The sequence below is a fragment of the Dechloromonas hortensis genome (assembly GCF_009469765.1).
GTDB lineage: Bacteria > Pseudomonadota > Gammaproteobacteria > Burkholderiales > Rhodocyclaceae > Azonexus > Azonexus hortensis.
This window is the reverse complement of record NZ_SSSQ01000003.1, coordinates 25,364-41,784: the sequence shown is the minus strand read 5'-3', so window position 1 is coordinate 41,784 and position 16,421 is coordinate 25,364. Positions and strand designations below refer to the sequence as shown.

Annotated in this window: 13 protein-coding genes; 4 read left to right on the top strand and 9 right to left on the bottom strand. The window is 65.7% G+C overall.

Annotated elements, in window-relative coordinates:
* Position 1: 1 nt before the first annotated feature.
* From GH663_RS06630 to zorA, 9 genes are all read right to left on the bottom strand, one after another.
* Positions 2 to 949 (bottom strand): NAD(P)H-dependent flavin oxidoreductase, encoded by a 948-nt coding sequence (locus GH663_RS06630; protein ID WP_153130873.1) that lies wholly within the window; start codon positions 947 to 949, stop codon positions 2 to 4.
* A complete protein-coding gene (locus GH663_RS06625; protein ID WP_153130872.1) occupies positions 950 to 2,611 on the bottom strand; it encodes a long-chain-fatty-acid--CoA ligase in 1,662 nt (553 codons plus the stop codon).
* Positions 2,612 to 2,630: 19 nt separating this feature from the next.
* Complete coding sequence (locus GH663_RS06620; protein WP_066882442.1) at positions 2,631 to 3,206, bottom strand: chalcone isomerase family protein; 576 nt, start codon at positions 3,204 to 3,206, stop codon at positions 2,631 to 2,633.
* Entirely contained in the window at positions 3,203 to 3,715 is a 513-nt protein-coding gene (locus tag GH663_RS06615) for a DUF4442 domain-containing protein (protein WP_153130871.1), read from the bottom strand. Before GH663_RS06615 ends, GH663_RS06620 begins: the two co-directional genes overlap by 4 nt.
* A 4-nt stretch (positions 3,716 to 3,719) precedes the next feature.
* Positions 3,720 to 4,919, bottom strand: a complete 1,200-nt coding sequence (locus tag GH663_RS06610; RefSeq protein WP_153130870.1) for an acetyl-CoA C-acyltransferase — start codon at positions 4,917 to 4,919, stop codon at positions 3,720 to 3,722.
* A gap of 22 nt (positions 4,920 to 4,941) precedes the next feature.
* Positions 4,942 to 7,341 (bottom strand): 3-hydroxyacyl-CoA dehydrogenase/enoyl-CoA hydratase family protein, encoded by a 2,400-nt coding sequence (locus tag GH663_RS06605; protein ID WP_153130869.1) that lies wholly within the window; start codon positions 7,339 to 7,341, stop codon positions 4,942 to 4,944.
* A 219-nt stretch (positions 7,342 to 7,560) separates the two neighbouring features.
* Positions 7,561 to 8,067, bottom strand: a complete 507-nt coding sequence (locus tag GH663_RS06600) for a hypothetical protein (protein WP_153130868.1) — start codon at positions 8,065 to 8,067, stop codon at positions 7,561 to 7,563.
* The gene (locus GH663_RS06595; protein WP_211371083.1) at positions 8,064 to 8,786 is read right to left on the bottom strand and encodes a flagellar motor protein MotB; all 723 of its coding nucleotides are present in this window, start codon (positions 8,784 to 8,786) and stop codon (positions 8,064 to 8,066) included. Before GH663_RS06595 ends, GH663_RS06600 begins: the two co-directional genes overlap by 4 nt.
* Positions 8,783 to 10,357: an anti-phage ZorAB system protein ZorA gene (gene zorA, locus GH663_RS06590; protein ID WP_153130867.1), complete on the bottom strand. Its 1,575-nt coding sequence runs from the start codon at positions 10,355 to 10,357 to the stop codon at positions 8,783 to 8,785. The genes GH663_RS06595 and zorA overlap by 4 nt, the downstream gene beginning before the upstream one ends.
* Positions 10,358 to 10,570: 213 nt before the next feature.
* Here zorA and GH663_RS06585 point away from each other — a divergent pair, with 213 nt between their 5' ends.
* Genes GH663_RS06585 through GH663_RS06570 form a run of 4 tightly spaced genes read left to right on the top strand, consistent with a single transcriptional unit; the run spans position 10,571 to position 16,302 of the window.
* Positions 10,571 to 11,638 (top strand): efflux RND transporter periplasmic adaptor subunit, encoded by a 1,068-nt coding sequence (locus GH663_RS06585; RefSeq protein WP_153130866.1) that lies wholly within the window; start codon positions 10,571 to 10,573, stop codon positions 11,636 to 11,638.
* Complete coding sequence (locus tag GH663_RS06580) at positions 11,638 to 14,724, top strand: efflux RND transporter permease subunit (RefSeq protein WP_153130865.1); 3,087 nt, start codon at positions 11,638 to 11,640, stop codon at positions 14,722 to 14,724. The genes GH663_RS06585 and GH663_RS06580 overlap by 1 nt, the downstream gene beginning before the upstream one ends.
* Positions 14,717 to 15,019 (top strand): DUF3240 family protein, encoded by a 303-nt coding sequence (locus GH663_RS06575; protein WP_153130864.1) that lies wholly within the window; start codon positions 14,717 to 14,719, stop codon positions 15,017 to 15,019. Before GH663_RS06580 ends, GH663_RS06575 begins: the two co-directional genes overlap by 8 nt.
* The gene (locus tag GH663_RS06570) at positions 15,016 to 16,302 is read left to right on the top strand and encodes a TolC family protein (protein ID WP_153130863.1); all 1,287 of its coding nucleotides are present in this window, start codon (positions 15,016 to 15,018) and stop codon (positions 16,300 to 16,302) included. The genes GH663_RS06575 and GH663_RS06570 overlap by 4 nt, the downstream gene beginning before the upstream one ends.
* Positions 16,303 to 16,421: the final 119 nt, after the last annotated feature.

The following is a 16,421-nucleotide window of genomic DNA, read 5'->3' as shown; positions in this document are numbered from 1 at the left end:
TTCAGAACGGGCTGCTACACAACGCCGCTTTGGCGCTGCGATATTCCTGCTGCAGGCGGTCGACCAGTTCGCTGGTCGACATCACCTCGTCAATCGTGCCAACGCCCTGCCCGGCGCCCCAGATGTCTTTCCAGGCCTTGGCATCGCGGCTGCTGCCGAAGCTCATCGCTGTCTTGTCTTTTTCCGGCAGGTTGGCCGGGTCGAGGCCGGCGGCGAGGATGCTCTTGGTCAGATAATTGCCATGCACCCCGGTGAAGTACGGGGTGTAGACCACGTCCTTGGCGGCGGAATCGACGATCGCCTGCTTGTAGGCTTCGACGGCATGGGCTTCGTGAGTGGCGATGAAACGGGTGCCGATGTAGGCGAAATCGGCGCCCAGCGCCTCCGCCGAGAGAATGGCCTTGCCGTTGGTGATGGCGCCGGACAGTGCAATCGGGCCGTCGTAGAACTTGCGGATCTCGCCGACCAGCGCGAACGGGCTAAGCGTTCCGGCGTGGCCGCCGGCCCCGGCGCAGACCAGGATCAGGCCATCGACCCCTGCTTCGAGCGCCTTTTCGGCATGGCGGACGCTGATCACGTCATGGAAGACCTTGCCGCCGTAGGCATGCACAGGCGGCACGATGGCGGTCGGCGCCGACAGGCTGGTGATGATCAGCGGCACTTCGTGCTTCACGCACAGCGCCATGTCGTGTTCCAGCCGCTCGTTGGAGGGGTGGATGATCTGGTTGACGGCGAACGGCGCGGCGTTCGGGCTTTCGGCCAGCGTGGCGCGGATGCGCGTCAGCCATTCGTCGAGCAATTCCTTCGGGCGGGCGTTCAGCGCCGGGAAGGAGCCGATGACGCCGCTCTGGCACTGGGCGATGACCAGGTCCGGGTTGGAGATGATGAACATCGGCGCGCAGATGACCGGCAGGCGCAGGTTCTTGTTCAGTGATGCAGGAATCGGCATTTATGCTCCCTCTTTCAGTGCGCGACGCAGAATCTTGCCAACGTTGGTACGCGGCAGGTCGTCGCGGAATTCGACATGCTTCGGAATCTTGTAGCCGGTGAGCAGGCCGCGGCAGTGCTCGATCAGCATTTTCTCGGTGACATTGACCGCCTTGCGGACGACGAAAATCTTCACCGCCTCGCCCGAGTGCTCATCAGGCACGCCGATGGCGGCCACATCCATGACCCCGGGGTGCATGGCGACGGCCTCCTCGACTTCGTTCGGGTAAACATTGAAGCCGGAGACGAGAATCATGTCTTTCTTGCGGTCGACCAGGAAAACGAAGCCTTTTGGATCGACGTAGCCCATGTCGCCGGTGCGCAGGAAGCGGTCCGGGTAGAAGACCAGTGCCGTTTCGTCCGGCCGCTGCCAGTAGCCTTTCATGACCTGAGGTCCGCGAATGCAGATTTCGCCGACCTGGCCCTGCGGCACTTCGTTGCCGTAGTCGTCGCGGATCGAGACTTCGGTCGAGGAAATCGGCAGGCCGATGGCGCCGTTGAACTCGTGCATATCGAGCGGATTGATCGTCGCCGCCGGCGAGGTTTCGGTCAAGCCGTAAGCTTGCAATAACGGCGTGCCGGTCACTTTCAGCCATTTGTCGGCGACCGGCCCCTGCACCGCCATGCCGCCGCCGAGGGTGACATTCATCGTCGAGAAATCGAGCTTCGCGAAATCCGGGTGGTTGAGCAGCGCATTGAACAGCGTATTGACGCCGGTCACCACGGTGACAGGGTACTTGCCCCACTCCTTGATGAAATTCGGAATGTCGCGCGGATTGGCGATCAGCAGGTTGCGGGCGCCGATCATCAGGAAGGTCAGGCAGTTCGCGGTCAGCGCGAAGATGTGATAGAGCGGCAGCGCCGTGATGATGAATTCCTGCCCCTCCTTCACCACCGGCTTGATCCAGCTATAGGCCTGGGTCACGTTCGAGGCGATGTTGGCGTGGGTCAGCATGGCCCCCTTGGAAACGCCGGTCGTGCCGCCGGTGTATTGCAGGAAGGCGACATCGTCGCGGGCCAGCGCCACCGGCTTGAAGCCGTGCCGGCGGCCGGCCGCCAGCGCGGCGTTGAAGCCGATCGAACCGGGCAGCTTCCAGGCCGGCACCATCTTCTTGACGTGGCGGATGACGAAATTGACGATCGCCCCCTTCAGGGCGCCGAGCATTTCGCCAAGCGGCGTGACCAGCACATGCTTGATCGCCGTGTGCTGGATAACCTGCTCCAGCGTATGGGCGAAGTTCTCGACGATGACGATGGTCGTCGCGCCGGAATCCTTCAACTGGTGCTCCAGCTCACGCGGCGTATAGAGCGGGTTGCAATTGACCACGACGCAACCGGCGCGCAACGTGCCGAACAGGGCGACCGGGTATTGCAGCAGGTTGGGCATCATCAGCGCGACGCGCTCGCCCTTTTGCAAGCCGAGCGATTGAAGCCAGCCGGCGAAGGCCTTGCTTTCCTCATCGAGCTGGCGGTAGGTCATCTCCTTGTCCATGCTGATGTAGGCGACCTTGTCGGCGTAGGTCGTGCAGGCGGTTTCGAAGAGCGCGACCAGCGACGGAATGTGCTCGATGTCGATCTCGGCCGGAACACCCTTGGGATAGCTTTGTAGCCAGATTTTTTCCATTTTTGTCTCCTCCTGTGCCTTAGTTGCCGAGCAGCGCCTTCTTCAACGAGGCGTCGGCCGGCTTGTCGCCGAGCCAGACCTTGAGCAGCGCTTTCGCGAATGCCGGGCCGGCCACCTTGCCGCGCATTTCCCCGTTCAGGCTGACACTGACGCCCTCGGCGGAGAAATCAATGGCAACGGTATCACCTTCCTTGAGCTTGCCGAACCCCTTCAGCATGGCACCGAACTGCTCGGCCGGCACCTTGATCTCGGCCAACTCGGCCGGACCGCTGTTGTTGTGCAGGCCATCTTCCAGCGCGCCATGCAAGGTATCGGCGCCGATGTCGCGCAGCAGGCGCAGGGTCATTCGGCGCGGCGTGGCGGTATCGAGCAATGCCGCCGGCTGGGCCGACTTCTGGCTGACGTAGAGCGCCCCGACGTAGAGGTTGATGAACAGCTTGCTGCGCAGACCGGCGCCATTCAACAGCAACTCACTGCCGCCGACGCGCACCTTCTCGTCCACCCTGACCCCGGCCACTTCCGCCGCGTGCAGCCCGGGCACGGCAATCAATGCCGCGACCAGTGCCGCCCGCCGAACGCTATGCGATGTAATCATTTGTCTCCTCCACCGTTTTTCTGTCGGTAGTAGTTTTTGTCAGCGATATAAACCGTTCGCTCGACGACGGTATGCACCGTGCCGTGGCGATCCTTCAATTCCACCGTGTAGGTCCGTTCCAGCTCCGGGCATTCGGCCAGCGCCGTCCTGATACTGGCCACCTCCTCGTCACCGAGCACGAAATCGGCGTACAGCGTCGAGTAGCCAGGCTTGCGGTAGCGGATGCTGGCCGCCTTGTCCCATACGATGTAACCGTCCCCCAGCGCCGCCATCAGCATCATGGGGTGTGCCCCGTCGGTGATCGCAAACAGCGCGCCGCCGTAGAGCGAACCGACGATGTTCTTGGTCTTCCAGTTGAGCGGTAGGCGAATGCGGATGTGGCGCAAATCCTTCGCAACATGCGTCACCCGCCCCCCGGTGCCGCGAAAGGCGGGATGGAAGTTGAAGCCGAGGCGCACCATGCGGGCCCGCCAGGCCGGCGGCAATTTGGCTAGCCAGGCGGGTTTCACCGGATCAGATCCGCTCGATAATGCCGGCGGCGCCCATGCCTGTACCGATGCACATCGTCACCATGCCGTACTTGCCGCCGGTACGCTGCAAGCCATGCGCGACGGTGGCGATCCGGATGGCGCCGGTGGCGCCGAGCGGATGGCCGAGGGCAATGGCGCCGCCCAACGGATTGACCTTGGCCGGATTGATGCCGAGTTCCTGCATCACCGCCAGCGACTGGGCGGCGAAGGCTTCATTCAGCTCGATCCAGTCGAGGTCGTCCTGCTTGATGCCGACCTGGGCCAGTACCTTGGGGATGGCGGCAATCGGGCCGATGCCCATGATTTCCGGCGCCACCCCGCCCACCGCGTAGCCGGCGAAGCGGGCCAGCGGCGTCAGGTTGTGCTCGCGCAGGATTTTCTCGGACACCAGCATCACCGCGCCGGCACCATCCGACATCTGCGAAGAATTGCCGGCCGTCACCGAGCCACGGGCATGGAACACCGGCTTCAGCTTGCCGAGCTTTTCCAGCGAGGCATCGGCGCGCGGGCCTTCATCGAATTCGACGGTGCGCTCGCGCAGCTTGATCTGGCCGCTCTTCAGGTCGGGCAGGCTTTCGCGGATGGTGTAAGGCGTCGTTTCGGCATTGAAGTGACCGGCGGCAATCGCCGCGCAAGCCTTCTGGTTGGAGGCCAATGCGAAGGCATCCTGCGCTTCGCGGCTGATCTTCCACTGCTGCGCCACCTTCTCGGCGGTCAGGCCCATGCCGTAGGCGATGCCGAGGTTTTCCTCCTTGGCGAAGATGGCCGGGTTCATCGACATCTTGTTGCCCATGATCTGCGGCATCACGCTCATCGACTCGGTGCCGGCAGCGATCATCACGTCGGCCAGGCCGAGGCGGATCAGGTTGGCGGCATCGGACACCGCCTGCACCCCGGAGGAGCAGAAACGGTTGATGGTAATCCCCGGTACGGTGATCGGCAGGCCGGCCAGCAGCGCACCGATGCGGGCGACATTCATGCCCTGCTCGGCTTCCGGCATCGCACAGCCGACGATGACGTCGCCGATCAGTGCCGGATCGACGCCCGGCACCTGGGCGACGACGGACTTGATGACGGCAGCCAGCATGTCGTCCGGCCGGACGTTTTTGAACATGCCGTTGCGCTTGGCGACCGGCAGGCGGGTCGCAGCGACGATGTAGGCGTCTTGAATCTGTTTGCTCATTTTCTATGTCTCCTCGACCCGATTAGTTACGCAGCGGCTTGCCGGTTTCCAGCATGTGCTTGATCCGGGCCTGGGTTTCTGGGGTCTTCAGCAATTCGACGAACAACTGGCGCTCGACGGTGATCAGCCACTCCTCATCGACCAGGCTACCGGTCTCGACTTCGCCGCCGCACAGGGCAACGGCGGCCGAACGGGCGACCTTGTAGTCGTGGGCGGAAATCATGCCGCCTTCCTTCATGTTGACCAGCATCATCTCGAAGGTGGCGATGCCGTTCTTGCCGGCGACCGGGATGCCGCGCGCCATGCTCGGCGGCGCATAGCCTGCCTCGGCCATGGCGCGGGCTTCCTTGATCGCGACGAAGAGCAACTCGTGGGCGTTGAACAGGATCGTGTCGGACGGCTTGGCAAAGCCCATCTCGACGACCTCGACCGCACTCTTCGCGACCTTGGCCATGGCGATGGTCTGGAACACCGGCTGCAGGTAGTTGAAGACCTCGCCCGGTGTCGCCGACTGGGCGGCCCATTCGGCTGCGCGCACGGCGAATTCCTTGCAACCGCCACCGGCCGGAATCAGGCCGACACCGGCTTCGACCAGGCCAACATAGCTTTCCAGCGCCATCACCCGCTTGCCGGCATGCATGACGAACTCGCAACCGCCGCCCAGCGCCATGCCCTGCACTGCGGCCACCACCGGCACCTGCGCGTATTTCAGCGTCTGCGAGGCGCGCTGGAATTTCTCGACGGTTTTTTCCAGGATATCGAACTGGCCGGCGGCACAGGCTTCGCCGACTTGCTGCAGGTTGGCGCCGACGGCAAACGGCGCTTCGTGCCAGATCACCACGCCATCGAGCGTCGTTTCGGCCTGGCGCACGGCGGCGATCACGCCGTCGAGGACTTCGTCGCCGATGGTATGCATCTTCGACTTGATGGAAATGATGCCAATTCCGGCGTCGACCGCCGGCATCTTCCACAGGCGGACGCCGTCGTTCTCGTACAGCGTTTCGCCGGATTTTTCCGGAGCCACGGCGGTTTCACCGAGCACGCGCTCGGGGAACAGCTGGCGCTGATAGGCCGGCAGCGTCGAGCGGGCGACGTAGGCATTCTTGCTGGCGGAATAGGAACCTTCGGCGGCATGCACGCCGGTACGACCACTTTCCAGCGCCCAGGCCGGCAAGGCGACATTGCTCATGCTCTTGCCAGCGGCGATGTCGGCGGCGATGGCCTGGGCGATGTCGTTCCAGCCGGCGGCCTGCCAGGTTTCGAACGGCCCCTGCGCCCAGCCGAAGCCCCAGCGCATCGCGAAATCAAGATCGCGGGCATTGTCGGCGACGCTTTCCAGTTGGACGGCGGCGTAATGGAAGATGTCGCGGAAGATGGCCCACAGGAACTGGGCCTGCGGGTGGCTGGAGGCACGCAGCGCGGCGAATTTCTCGGCCGGGTTCTTGATTTTCAGGATGGCGGCGACGTCGTCGGCGATTTCGCCGGCCGACTTGCGGTAAACCTGGTTGGCCAGATCAAGGACCTGGATTTCCTTGCCCTGCTTGCGGAAGATGCCGCAGCGCGTCTTCTGGCCGAGGGCGCCCTGGCCGATCAGCGCCTGCAACCAGGCCGGGCTGGTGAAATATTGATGCCACGGATCGTTGGGCAGCGTGTCCTGCATGGTCTTGACGACGTGGGCCAGCGTATCGAGGCCGACGACATCGGCCGTGCGATAGGTGGCGCTCTTCGGGCGGCCGATCTTCGGCCCGGTCAGCGCATCGACTTCGTCGAAACCGAGGCTGAAAGCCTGGGTATGGTGCATGACGGCGAGGATCGAGAAGACGCCGATCCGGTTGGCGACGAAGTTCGGCGTATCCAACGCGCGGATGACGCCCTTGCCGAGACGCGAGGTCAGCCAGGTTTCCAGCGCATCGAGCGTACCGCCGTCGGTGCTCTGGGTGCCGATGATCTCGACCAGGTGCATGTAACGCGGCGGATTGAAGAAGTGGATACCGCAGAAGCGCGGCCGGATGGCTTCCGGCAGGCCCTGGGCCAGCGCGTTCATCGACAGGCCCGAGGTGTTGGACGCGACAATCGCCTGGGCGCCGATGTGCGGCGCGATCTTGGCGTAGAGGTCGTTTTTCCAGTCCATGCGTTCGGCGATGGCTTCGATGACCAGATCGCACTCAGCGAGCAGCGGCAGGTGTTCGTCGTAATTGGCGGCGTCGATGAACTTGAGCTTGCCCTTGCTGGCGAGCGGCGCCGGGTCCAGCTTCTTGAGGCCGTCGAGGGCCTTCTTGACGATCCCGTTCTTGTCTCCATCCTTCGCCGGCAGGTCAAACAGCACGACCGGCACGTTGGCGTTGGCGAGGTGCGCCGCAATCTGCGCCCCCATCACGCCCGCGCCGAGCACGGCAGCTTTCTTCACGATCAGCTTGTTCAAGCGATTCTCCTTTAGGTCTCTTTTTGTGCTTCGTTAAATAAAACGAACGTTTGAATTATAGATAAGACACTCCGGCGGTCAACTGCTTTTTTGCATCGATTTTCAAAAACGATGGACGAGGTGCCGGAAAGCGGCTGGCCAAAGGAAGGTGGAATTGCCCGGCACCAAAGCCGGCAGCCCGATCGCCGCCAACGGCGGACTCGGGGAAGGCGATCGGCCTTATTTAGTCGCGGGCGATTCGGGGCGCGACTGTTCGCCCATTTCCTGCAGGAAGCCACGCAGGGTAGCGATACCCGGCCGTAGGTGGGCGGCGTTCAGGACTTCCGGCTGGGCCTCGATATCGAGCGCCCAGGCCCGCTGCAGCGCCCGGCAGCAGGCGGCCAGGCGACCCGGCCGGCTGTCCAGGGCGCGCACGCAGGCGAGCAGCAGCGCCAGTTGCGGTGCCTCGGCGAGCAGGATGCGGCCCTCCCAGTCCATCGGCCGCGCCACACCGTAACAGGCGTACTTGAGCGCCGGATAGGCGATGTTGCGGCCGCTGATGCGAAAAGCCATGACGCCCTGCGCGATACGGGCCTCGGCAAAGCGGCCGCGCGGCGGCGCCAGGGCCTGGCGCACCGCATTGAGCCGGGCAAGCAGTGCCGGTTCGGTTTGCGCCAGCGTGGTCGACGAATTGGGGGCGACGAAACGCCGGCGCAGTTGCAGGCCGAGTTCGTCCAGCGCGCTCATGGCCGGTCCAGCGGACAGCGCAGGTCGGCCTCGATCCCGCTGTCGGCACGCAGGAGCGGCGCCTCGTCCGGCTCGCGGAACTCGAGGCGCAGCTCGATGCGCCGGCTCTCCTCCGCGCTGCTTTTCAGCGCATTGAAGGAAGCGCCGCTGACCAGGAAGAGTTCGCGCACCTGCCGGCGGTCGGCTTCGGCCAACGCCTCCGGGCCGCTGGCCGGGAGCAGCAGCGCGCACATGACACGCTCCGAGCGGCGCAGGCTGAGGTCGAGGTTGTGCAGATAACCGCCGCGGGCATCGGCAAAGCCTTCGACGACAATGCGCTTCAGCCATTTTTCGCCGAGCGGATCGCGCGCCAGTTCAAGAACGGCCGGCACGAAGCTGCGCAGCAGCGCGGCCTGGCTATCGCTCAGTTTATGACTGTTGGTGTCGAAACGGGCCCGGTCGCCAAAGTCGATGACGTTGCCGCGCAGCCTGACGCCGGGAAACTGCTCAACCTGGGCCTGCAGGCGGGCGAGAAAGGCCGAGATCTCCTGCGCCTGCTCCGCCTTCTGCCGCTCGGCCTCGGAAATATCATGGGTGATGGCGAGCAAGGCGACGGTCAGCGCCACCAGAAAGAGCACCATCAGCGCCGTCATCAAGTCGGAAAACGAGATCCAGAACGGCTTTTCGCCCTCCTCGCGGTTGCCGCGCCGGCTGGCGGCCCGGGGCCGGACCAGGCTCACCGGCGCACCGCTTCCTGGGCCAGCGCGTCGGAGAGTTCCTCGATGGCGCCTTTCAACGCCTCGACGGCGCCGGTCACATGCTGCTGGAACTGCCCATTGCCACGGGCCAGCGTGCGCTCGACATTCTCGGCGAAGGCGGCGTGGGCCTGGGCCAGCACCTCAGAAACGCCTTGCAGGTAGGCATCGGCCTCCTGCCCGGCGCGGCCGAGTGTCGCCGCGGCGCCTTCCATGCGACCGACCAGTTCACCGGTCAGCGCTGCTTCACGGCGGGCCTGTTCGACCGTGGCGCGCAGGTCGCCCACCATCTGGCCAATCGCCTGCGTCGCCTGCTGCTGCCCGCTCAGCGACTGGCCGACGCTCTTCGCCGCCTGCGCCATCGCGGCGGCCGAGGCTGCCATGTCGCCGCTGCTCAGCGCGAAGAACTCGGCGGCCTCGCCGACGCCGCGCCCGGCATTGTCCAACCGCCCGGCCGCCGATTCGACGGCGCCGCGGCCGACCAGTTCGAGCCGGCCGGCCACCTTGCCGAGTTCGCCGACAGTGCTTTCCAGCGCGCTGGCGGTGCGTTGCAGCAGGCTTTCCAGCCCGTCCTGGCGTTGCCCGAAGGTGTCGTCGAGTCGGCCGCTAAATTGCTGCAGCGCCTTTTCCAGTGCCCCGCCGACTGCGGCGCCCTGCCCGCTGCCCAGCCGTTCGACGGCCGTGGTCATCCGGCTCAGCGGCTCCTGCAAGGCGCCGGCCACGGTCTTCGCCACGGCATCGGCCACCCGACTGGCCAGCGCTTCCTGATGCTGCAATGAAGCCTGCTGTTGCTGGGCGAGCATGGCCGCCATGCCTTGCCGCAATTCGCCGACGATGGCCTGTTGCAGCCGCGCCGCCTGCACCGCCGAGGCTTCCGAGGCGCGGACCAGGCGGGCCAGGTATTCCTCGCCGACGCCGGCATCGAACAGGCTGTCGATTCGCTGGACCAGTTGTTCCACCTGGCGGTAGCGCCGGGTGACGATGGATTTTTCGATCCAGGTGATCAGCATGGCCAGCGTGATTGCCGCCGCCGACACTTCGAAAGCCTGGCCGACGCCCTGGATCAGCGCGCGCAGGCTGCTGCGCACCAGTTCGGTATTGCTCGACACTTCGAAATGATTGAGGCCGGCGATCAGCCCGGTAAAGGTGCCGATGATGCCGATGCCGGTCAGGATGCCCGGCAGGTGCTTGTAGAAATCGGTCTTCAGCGGTGTGTCGACCAGCGCCCGCTCGGTCAGGAAATCCTCGGCCATCGCCGTCGCCCGCCAGGCGGCGAAGGCTTTCGGATTGGCCGGATCGGGAATGGCGTGCAGGGTCTGGGCATATTCCCGCCACAGATGGCGCAGATGCGGCGAGTCCATGACCTCGCGGGCGATTTTTTCCGGATCGGCCGGCATCGCCTGCGCCGCCAGGCCCTTGATCGCCCGCCCCAGCTCGCGCCCGAGCAGCAGCGCCGGCACGACGAAACGTAGCAGGAAGCCGAGCGCGATGGCCAGCAGCACGGCGGTAACGATCCAGCCGCTCCAGACATGCCAGAACTGCAGCAAACTCTCCATTGACCAGCCTTGAATACGGTTGAGGGCGGCGAATTGTAGCAGCCGGGCCGGGCGACGATGGCGCCCCGCCCCCCATCCGGCAATTATTGCCCGGGCCGGGCGTCGACCGCAGCAATTGCCCTAAAAGACCACGGCTGGCCGGCGCCGGCATGCTTAAGGGTGACTTAAGCTTGCCTCGCTAAGATCGGGTGTCGCCATTGAAATCGATCCCCCATGCCCCACCTCCTTCTTCTCGCCGGCCTGCTGGCGGCCAGCCTGAGTGCCACCGCCGAGCCCCTGCTGTTGCAAGCCGCCCAGATCAAGGCCCTGGGCATCGAAACGACGGTGGCCGGCAGCCCCCAGGCCGGGCGCGCCGGCACGCTGCCGGGCCGGGTCGTCGTGCCGACCGAGCAGATGCGCATCGTCGCCGCGCCGGTCGGCGGCATGGTCGAGATGCTGGCGGTGGCGCCGGGCGCCACGGTCAAGCGCGGCCAGGTGGTCGCCCATCTGGCCAGCCCGCAAGCGCTTGAACTGCAACGCGATGCGCTGCAGTCGAGCAGCCAGGCGGCGCTGCTGCTACAGAACCTGAAGCGTGACGAAATCCTGTTTGCCGAAGGCATCATTGCCGAAGCCCGCCTGCAGGCGACGCGTAGCGCCGCCGCCCAGGCCACGGCCCTGGCCAGCGAACGCCGCCAGGGGCTGGCCATGGCCGGCGTCGCGCCGGGCAAATTGGGCGGTCCGCTGGCGTTGACCGCCGGCATCGACGGCATCGTGCTCGAACAGCATGCCCAACTCGGCCAGCGGGTCGAGGCTGCGGCACCGCTCTACCGGATCGCCAAACTGTCGCCGCTGTGGCTGGAGATCCAGGCGCCGCTGGCTACCGCAGCCAGTTTGAAGCCTGGGGCGCCAGTCAAAATGGCCGGCAGCGAGATCGGCGGCAAGCTGATCGCCATCGGTCGCGCCGTCGATAGCGCCAGCCAGACGGTCCTGCTACGCGCCGAAGTCAGCCACGGGGCCGAACAACTGACGCCGGGCCAGGTAATCGAAGTCGAGATCGCCGGCACGAGCGGGCCGCAAATCAGCCTGCCGGCCAGCGCATTGATCCGCGACCAGGGCAAGACGCTGGCCTTCGTCCAGGTTTCGACCAATGACAAGGGCCTGGCCTTCGCGGCGCGGCCGGTGCGCGTGGTCAGCCAGGGCGGCGACAGCGTCGTCGTCGATGGCATCAAGGCCGGCGACAAGGTGGCGGTCAAGGGCGTTTCCGGCCTGAAGGCGATGCTGACCGGCGTCGGCAAAGAATAATGCTGACCGCCCTGATCCGTTTCTCGCTGACCCAGCGCCTGTTGCTGCTGGTGCTCACCGCCCTGCTGATCGGCACCGGCGTGATGGCCTTCCTCGGCTTGCCGATCGATGCCTACCCCGACGTGTCGACGACCCAGGTCAAGATCATCCTGAAGGCGCCGGGGATGACGCCGGAAGAAGTCGAAACCCGGCTCGCCGTGCCGGTCGAGCAGGAAATGCTCGGCATTCCCCACCAGCGCCTGCTGCGCTCGACGTCCAAGTATGCGCTGACCGATATCACCATCGATTTCGAGGACGGCACCGACATCTACTGGGCTCGCCAGCAGGTCGGCGAACGCCTGAATTCGGCGATGGGCAACCTGCCGCCCGGCGTCAGTGGCGGCATGGCACCGATCACGACGCCGCTCGGCGAAATGTTCATGTTCACCATCGAGGGCGACTTGCCGCTGGCCGAGAAGCGCGCCCTGCTCGACTGGGTGATTCGCCCGCAACTGCGAACCATTCCCGGCGTCGCCGACGTCAACAGCCTGGGCGGCGAGGTCCGCACCTTCGAAGTGGTGCCGAATCCGCAAAGCCTGGCCGCGCGCGGCCTGGCGCTGAAGGAACTGCAGGCGGTGCTGGAAGCCAACAACCGCAACGACGGCGCCGGTCGCCTGAACGATGGCGAGGAATCGCTGCTGGTTCGCGCCGAAGGGGCAATCCGTACGGTCGACGACCTGAAAGCAGTCGTTTTGCAAGCCACGGACGGTACCGTGATCCGCGTCGCTGATGTTGCCGAGGTCCGCATCGGCGCCCTCACCCGCTACGGCGCGGTGACCAAGAACGGTCAGGGCGAGGCGGTCGAAGGCCTGGTCCTCGGCCTGCGCGGCGCCAATGCGCAAAGCGTGGTGGCCGGCGTCAAGGCGCGGCTGGCCGAGATCGCGCCAGCGCTGCCGCCCGGCGTCACGCTCGAAGCCTTCTACGACCGCGGCAACCTGGTCGAGCGGGCGGTCGGCACGGTATCAAAGGCGCTGCTCGAAGCCATCGTGCTGGTCGTCCTGCTGCTCCTCGCCTTCCTCGGCAACCTGCGGGCCGCCATCGTCGTCGCGCTGATGCTGCCGCTGTCAGCGCTCGCCACTTTCATCCTGATGCGCCTGGCCGGCCTCTCGGCCAACCTGATGAGCCTCGGCGGCCTGGCCATCGCCATCGGCATGCTGGTCGATGCGGCGGTGGTCGTCGTCGAGAACGTCGAAAGCCAGTTGGCCGAGGCGCCGGACAACCTGCCGACGCTGCACCTGATCTTCCGCGCCGCCCGTGAAGTCGCCGCCCCGGTCACCTCGGGCATCGTCATCATCATCATCGTCTTCCTGCCGTTGCTGACGCTGCAGGGACTGGAGGGCAAGATGTTCGGCCCGGTCGCGCTGACCATCGTTTTCGCACTGGCCGCCTCGCTGCTGCTGTCACTGACCGTGGTCCCGGTGCTTGCCTCCTACCTGATCAAGCGCGGCGTGCACCACGAACCGTGGCTGGTCAAAAAACTGGCAGCGCTCTACGAGCGCATTCTCGCTGCCGCGCTCAGTCGCAGCCGCCAGTTCATCATCGGCGCCCTGCTCGGCCTGCTTGCCGCGGCCGGCGCCTTCCTGCTGCTCGGCAAGAGCTTCATGCCGACGATGGACGAAGGCGACCTGATCATGCAGCTGGAAAAACTGCCGTCGATCGGCATCGACCAGACCATCGCCCTCGACAGCCGCGTCCAGCAGGCCATCCTGGCGCAGGTGCCGGAGATCAAGGCGATCGTCGCCCGCGCCGGCTCGGACGAACTCGGCCTCGACCCGATGGGCCTCAACCAGACCGACACTTTCATGGTGCTGCAGCCGCGCGATACTTGGCGCAACCCCGACCCGGCCTGGCTGGCCGACCAGTTGCGCGCCGTGATGGCCGACTTCCCCGGCATCGGCTTTTCCTTCACGCAACCGATCGACATGCGCGTCTCCGAAATGCTGACCGGCGTCCGCGGCGACCTGGCGATCAAGGTTTATGGCCCCGATCTGCCGACTTTGAACAGTCTTGCGGTCGACATCGAAAAAACGGTCAAAACCGTGCGCGGCGCCGAAGACACCTTCACGCTGAAGAACGACGGCGTGCAATACCTGAAGCTGGCGGTCGACCGGCTCGCCGCCGGCCGTTTCGGCCTCAACGTCGATGACATCCAGAACGACCTGAAAGCCCTGCTCGAAGGGCGCAATGTCGGCACCGTGATCGAACAGGGCCGCCGCACCCCGGTCGTCCTGCGCGGCCCGCAGACGCTGCGTGCCTCGCCGGCCGATTTCGCGGCGCTGCGCCTGAGCCTGCCGGGTGGCGGCAGCGTGCCGCTGGCCAGCGTTGCCAAGATCGAGCGCATCGACGGCCCGGTCAAGGTCGACCGCGAGAATGCCCAGCGCTACGTCGTCATCCAGTCCAATGTTCGCGACCGCGACCTGGTCGGTTTCGTCGAGGAAGCCAAGGCCGCCGTCGCCAGCCAGGTCAAGCTGCCGCCCGGCTACCGGCTGGCCTGGGGCGGCCAGTTCGAGAACCAGCAACGGGCGGCGGCCCGGCTGGCTGTAGTGGTGCCGGTGGCGCTGCTGCTGATTTTCTTCCTGCTCTTCTCGACCTTCCGCTCGGTACGCCAGGCGCTGCTGGTCCTTTCCAACATTCCATTCGCGATGATCGGCGGCATCTTCGGCCTGCTCATTTCCGGCGAATACCTGTCGGTCCCCGCCTCGGTCGGCTTCATTGCCTTGCTCGGCATCGCCGTGCTGAACGGCGTCGTCATGGTCACCTACTTCAACCAGTTGCTGGCGCGCGGCATGAGCCTCGCCGAAGTCGTCGTCGAAGGCGCCCGCCGGCGGCTGCGGCCGGTGCTGATGACAGCCAGCATCGCCGCCTTCGGCCTGGTCCCGATGCTCTTCGCGACCGGCCCCGGCTCCGAAGTGCAGCGCCCGCTGGCCATCGTCGTCATCGGCGGCCTGCTCACCTCGACGGCACTGACCCTGGTGCTGCTGCCCATCCTGTTCCGCCGTTTCGGCGTCCACCGTACCGTTGCCCTCAGCGAGGAACGCCATGGCTGATGTCCTGCTCTCCTTGATCATGCCCGACGATGTCGCCCAGCACGTCGAAGACCTGCTGCTCTCCCGGCCCGATCTGGTCCCCGGCTTCACGGTCAGTACCGCCGAAGGTCACGGCTCGGTGATCCCGCTCGTCGAGGATGCCGAACTGGTCGCCGGCCACGCGCCGCGTACCGTCATCCGCACGGTCGGTCCGGAAGCAGATAAGCGCCAGGTTCTGGCGCTGATCAAGCAAAAATTACCGAACGCCAACGTCTTCTACTGGCTGGTGCCGGTCATCGACCAGGGGCGCCTGTGAAAAAACTGATTCCCCTGCTGCTCGCCGCACTCGGCCAGGTCGCCCTGGCCGCCGAACCGACGCCCAACCTGCCGCCGGCCGCCATCGTCGAAAAAGTGCTGCGCGCCAATCCGCAGGTCCAGGCCGCCAGCAGCCAGGTCCGGGCCGAGGAAGCCAACCGCAATCGGCTCGAAGCCGGCAATTACGAATGGAACGTCCGCCTCGGCGCCCAGCAGCGCCGGACCAGCCCGAATACCAGCCCCGACGAGCGTTTCAACGAATGGAATGCCGCCCTCGAACGCCCGCTGCGCCTGCCCGGCAAGGCCTCACTCGATGCCCAGCTCGGCGCGGCCGGCGTCGCGCTGGCCGAAACCGCGCTCGGCGACAGCCTGCACGAAAGTAGCCGCACCCTGCTCAAGGCCTGGTTCGTCTGGCTGCGCGAAAATGCCTTGGCCTCGCAGTGGACCGCCCAGGTCGCCCTGCTGGAAAAGCAGGCCCGCGCCATCCAGCACCGCCAGCAGTTAGGCGATGCAGCCAGGCTGGAAACGATCCAGAGCGAGGCCGCGCTGGCCCAGGCTACGGCCCAACTGGCCCAGGCCAGGGTCCGCCAGCAAACAGCGGCCGAAGATCTGCGTCGGCGCTACCCCGGCCTGCCGCTCAGCGAACCGGCGACGATTGCCGAACCGCCCCCGCTCAGTGGCAGCGCCAACGAGTGGATCGACGCCATTCTCGAACACAGCCACGAACTCGGCCTCGCCCGCGGCGAAACGCAACGCGCCCAGTTTGCCGCCGGCCGCATTGGCAGCGACCGGCTGCCCGATCCGACCGTCGGTCTGCAGGTGTCGCGCGAACGGGCCGGTGAAGAGCAGATCGTCGGCGCCTACATCAGCATTCCGCTCCCCGGCGGCGGCCGCCGGGCCGCTGCCGATGCCGCGCTGGCACAGGCCGATGCCGCCGGCAACCGGGAAGCCGCCGCGCTTCGAAAGATCACGGCCGAGGCGGCCGCCACCTACCATCTGGCCAATGCCGCCCGCGCCACCTGGCAAGCCGGCCGCCAGGCCGCCGACAGCCTGAACCACGCCGCCGAAATGACGGCCCGCGCCTACCAGCTCGGCGAAGGCAGCCTCAATGACCTGCTGACCGCCCGCCGGCTGGCCAACGAAGCCGAACTGGCGGCCCGGCTGATGCAGCTCGACGCCCTCGAATCGCGCTACCGCCTGCTACTGGACGCCCACCGGCTGTGGGTGCTGGATGAGGAAAAACATCCGGGCGACAAGCCCGGCGCCGGGTCGGCAGCCCTGTAAGCGGCAAGCCGGACTCACCTGACAATGACAAAAATATATTTATCTTGGCGTAAGCGATTGATCAATGAGGTGAATACGTAGGCTATCATCAGACAAGTGTTCCAAATTTGTAACATTTG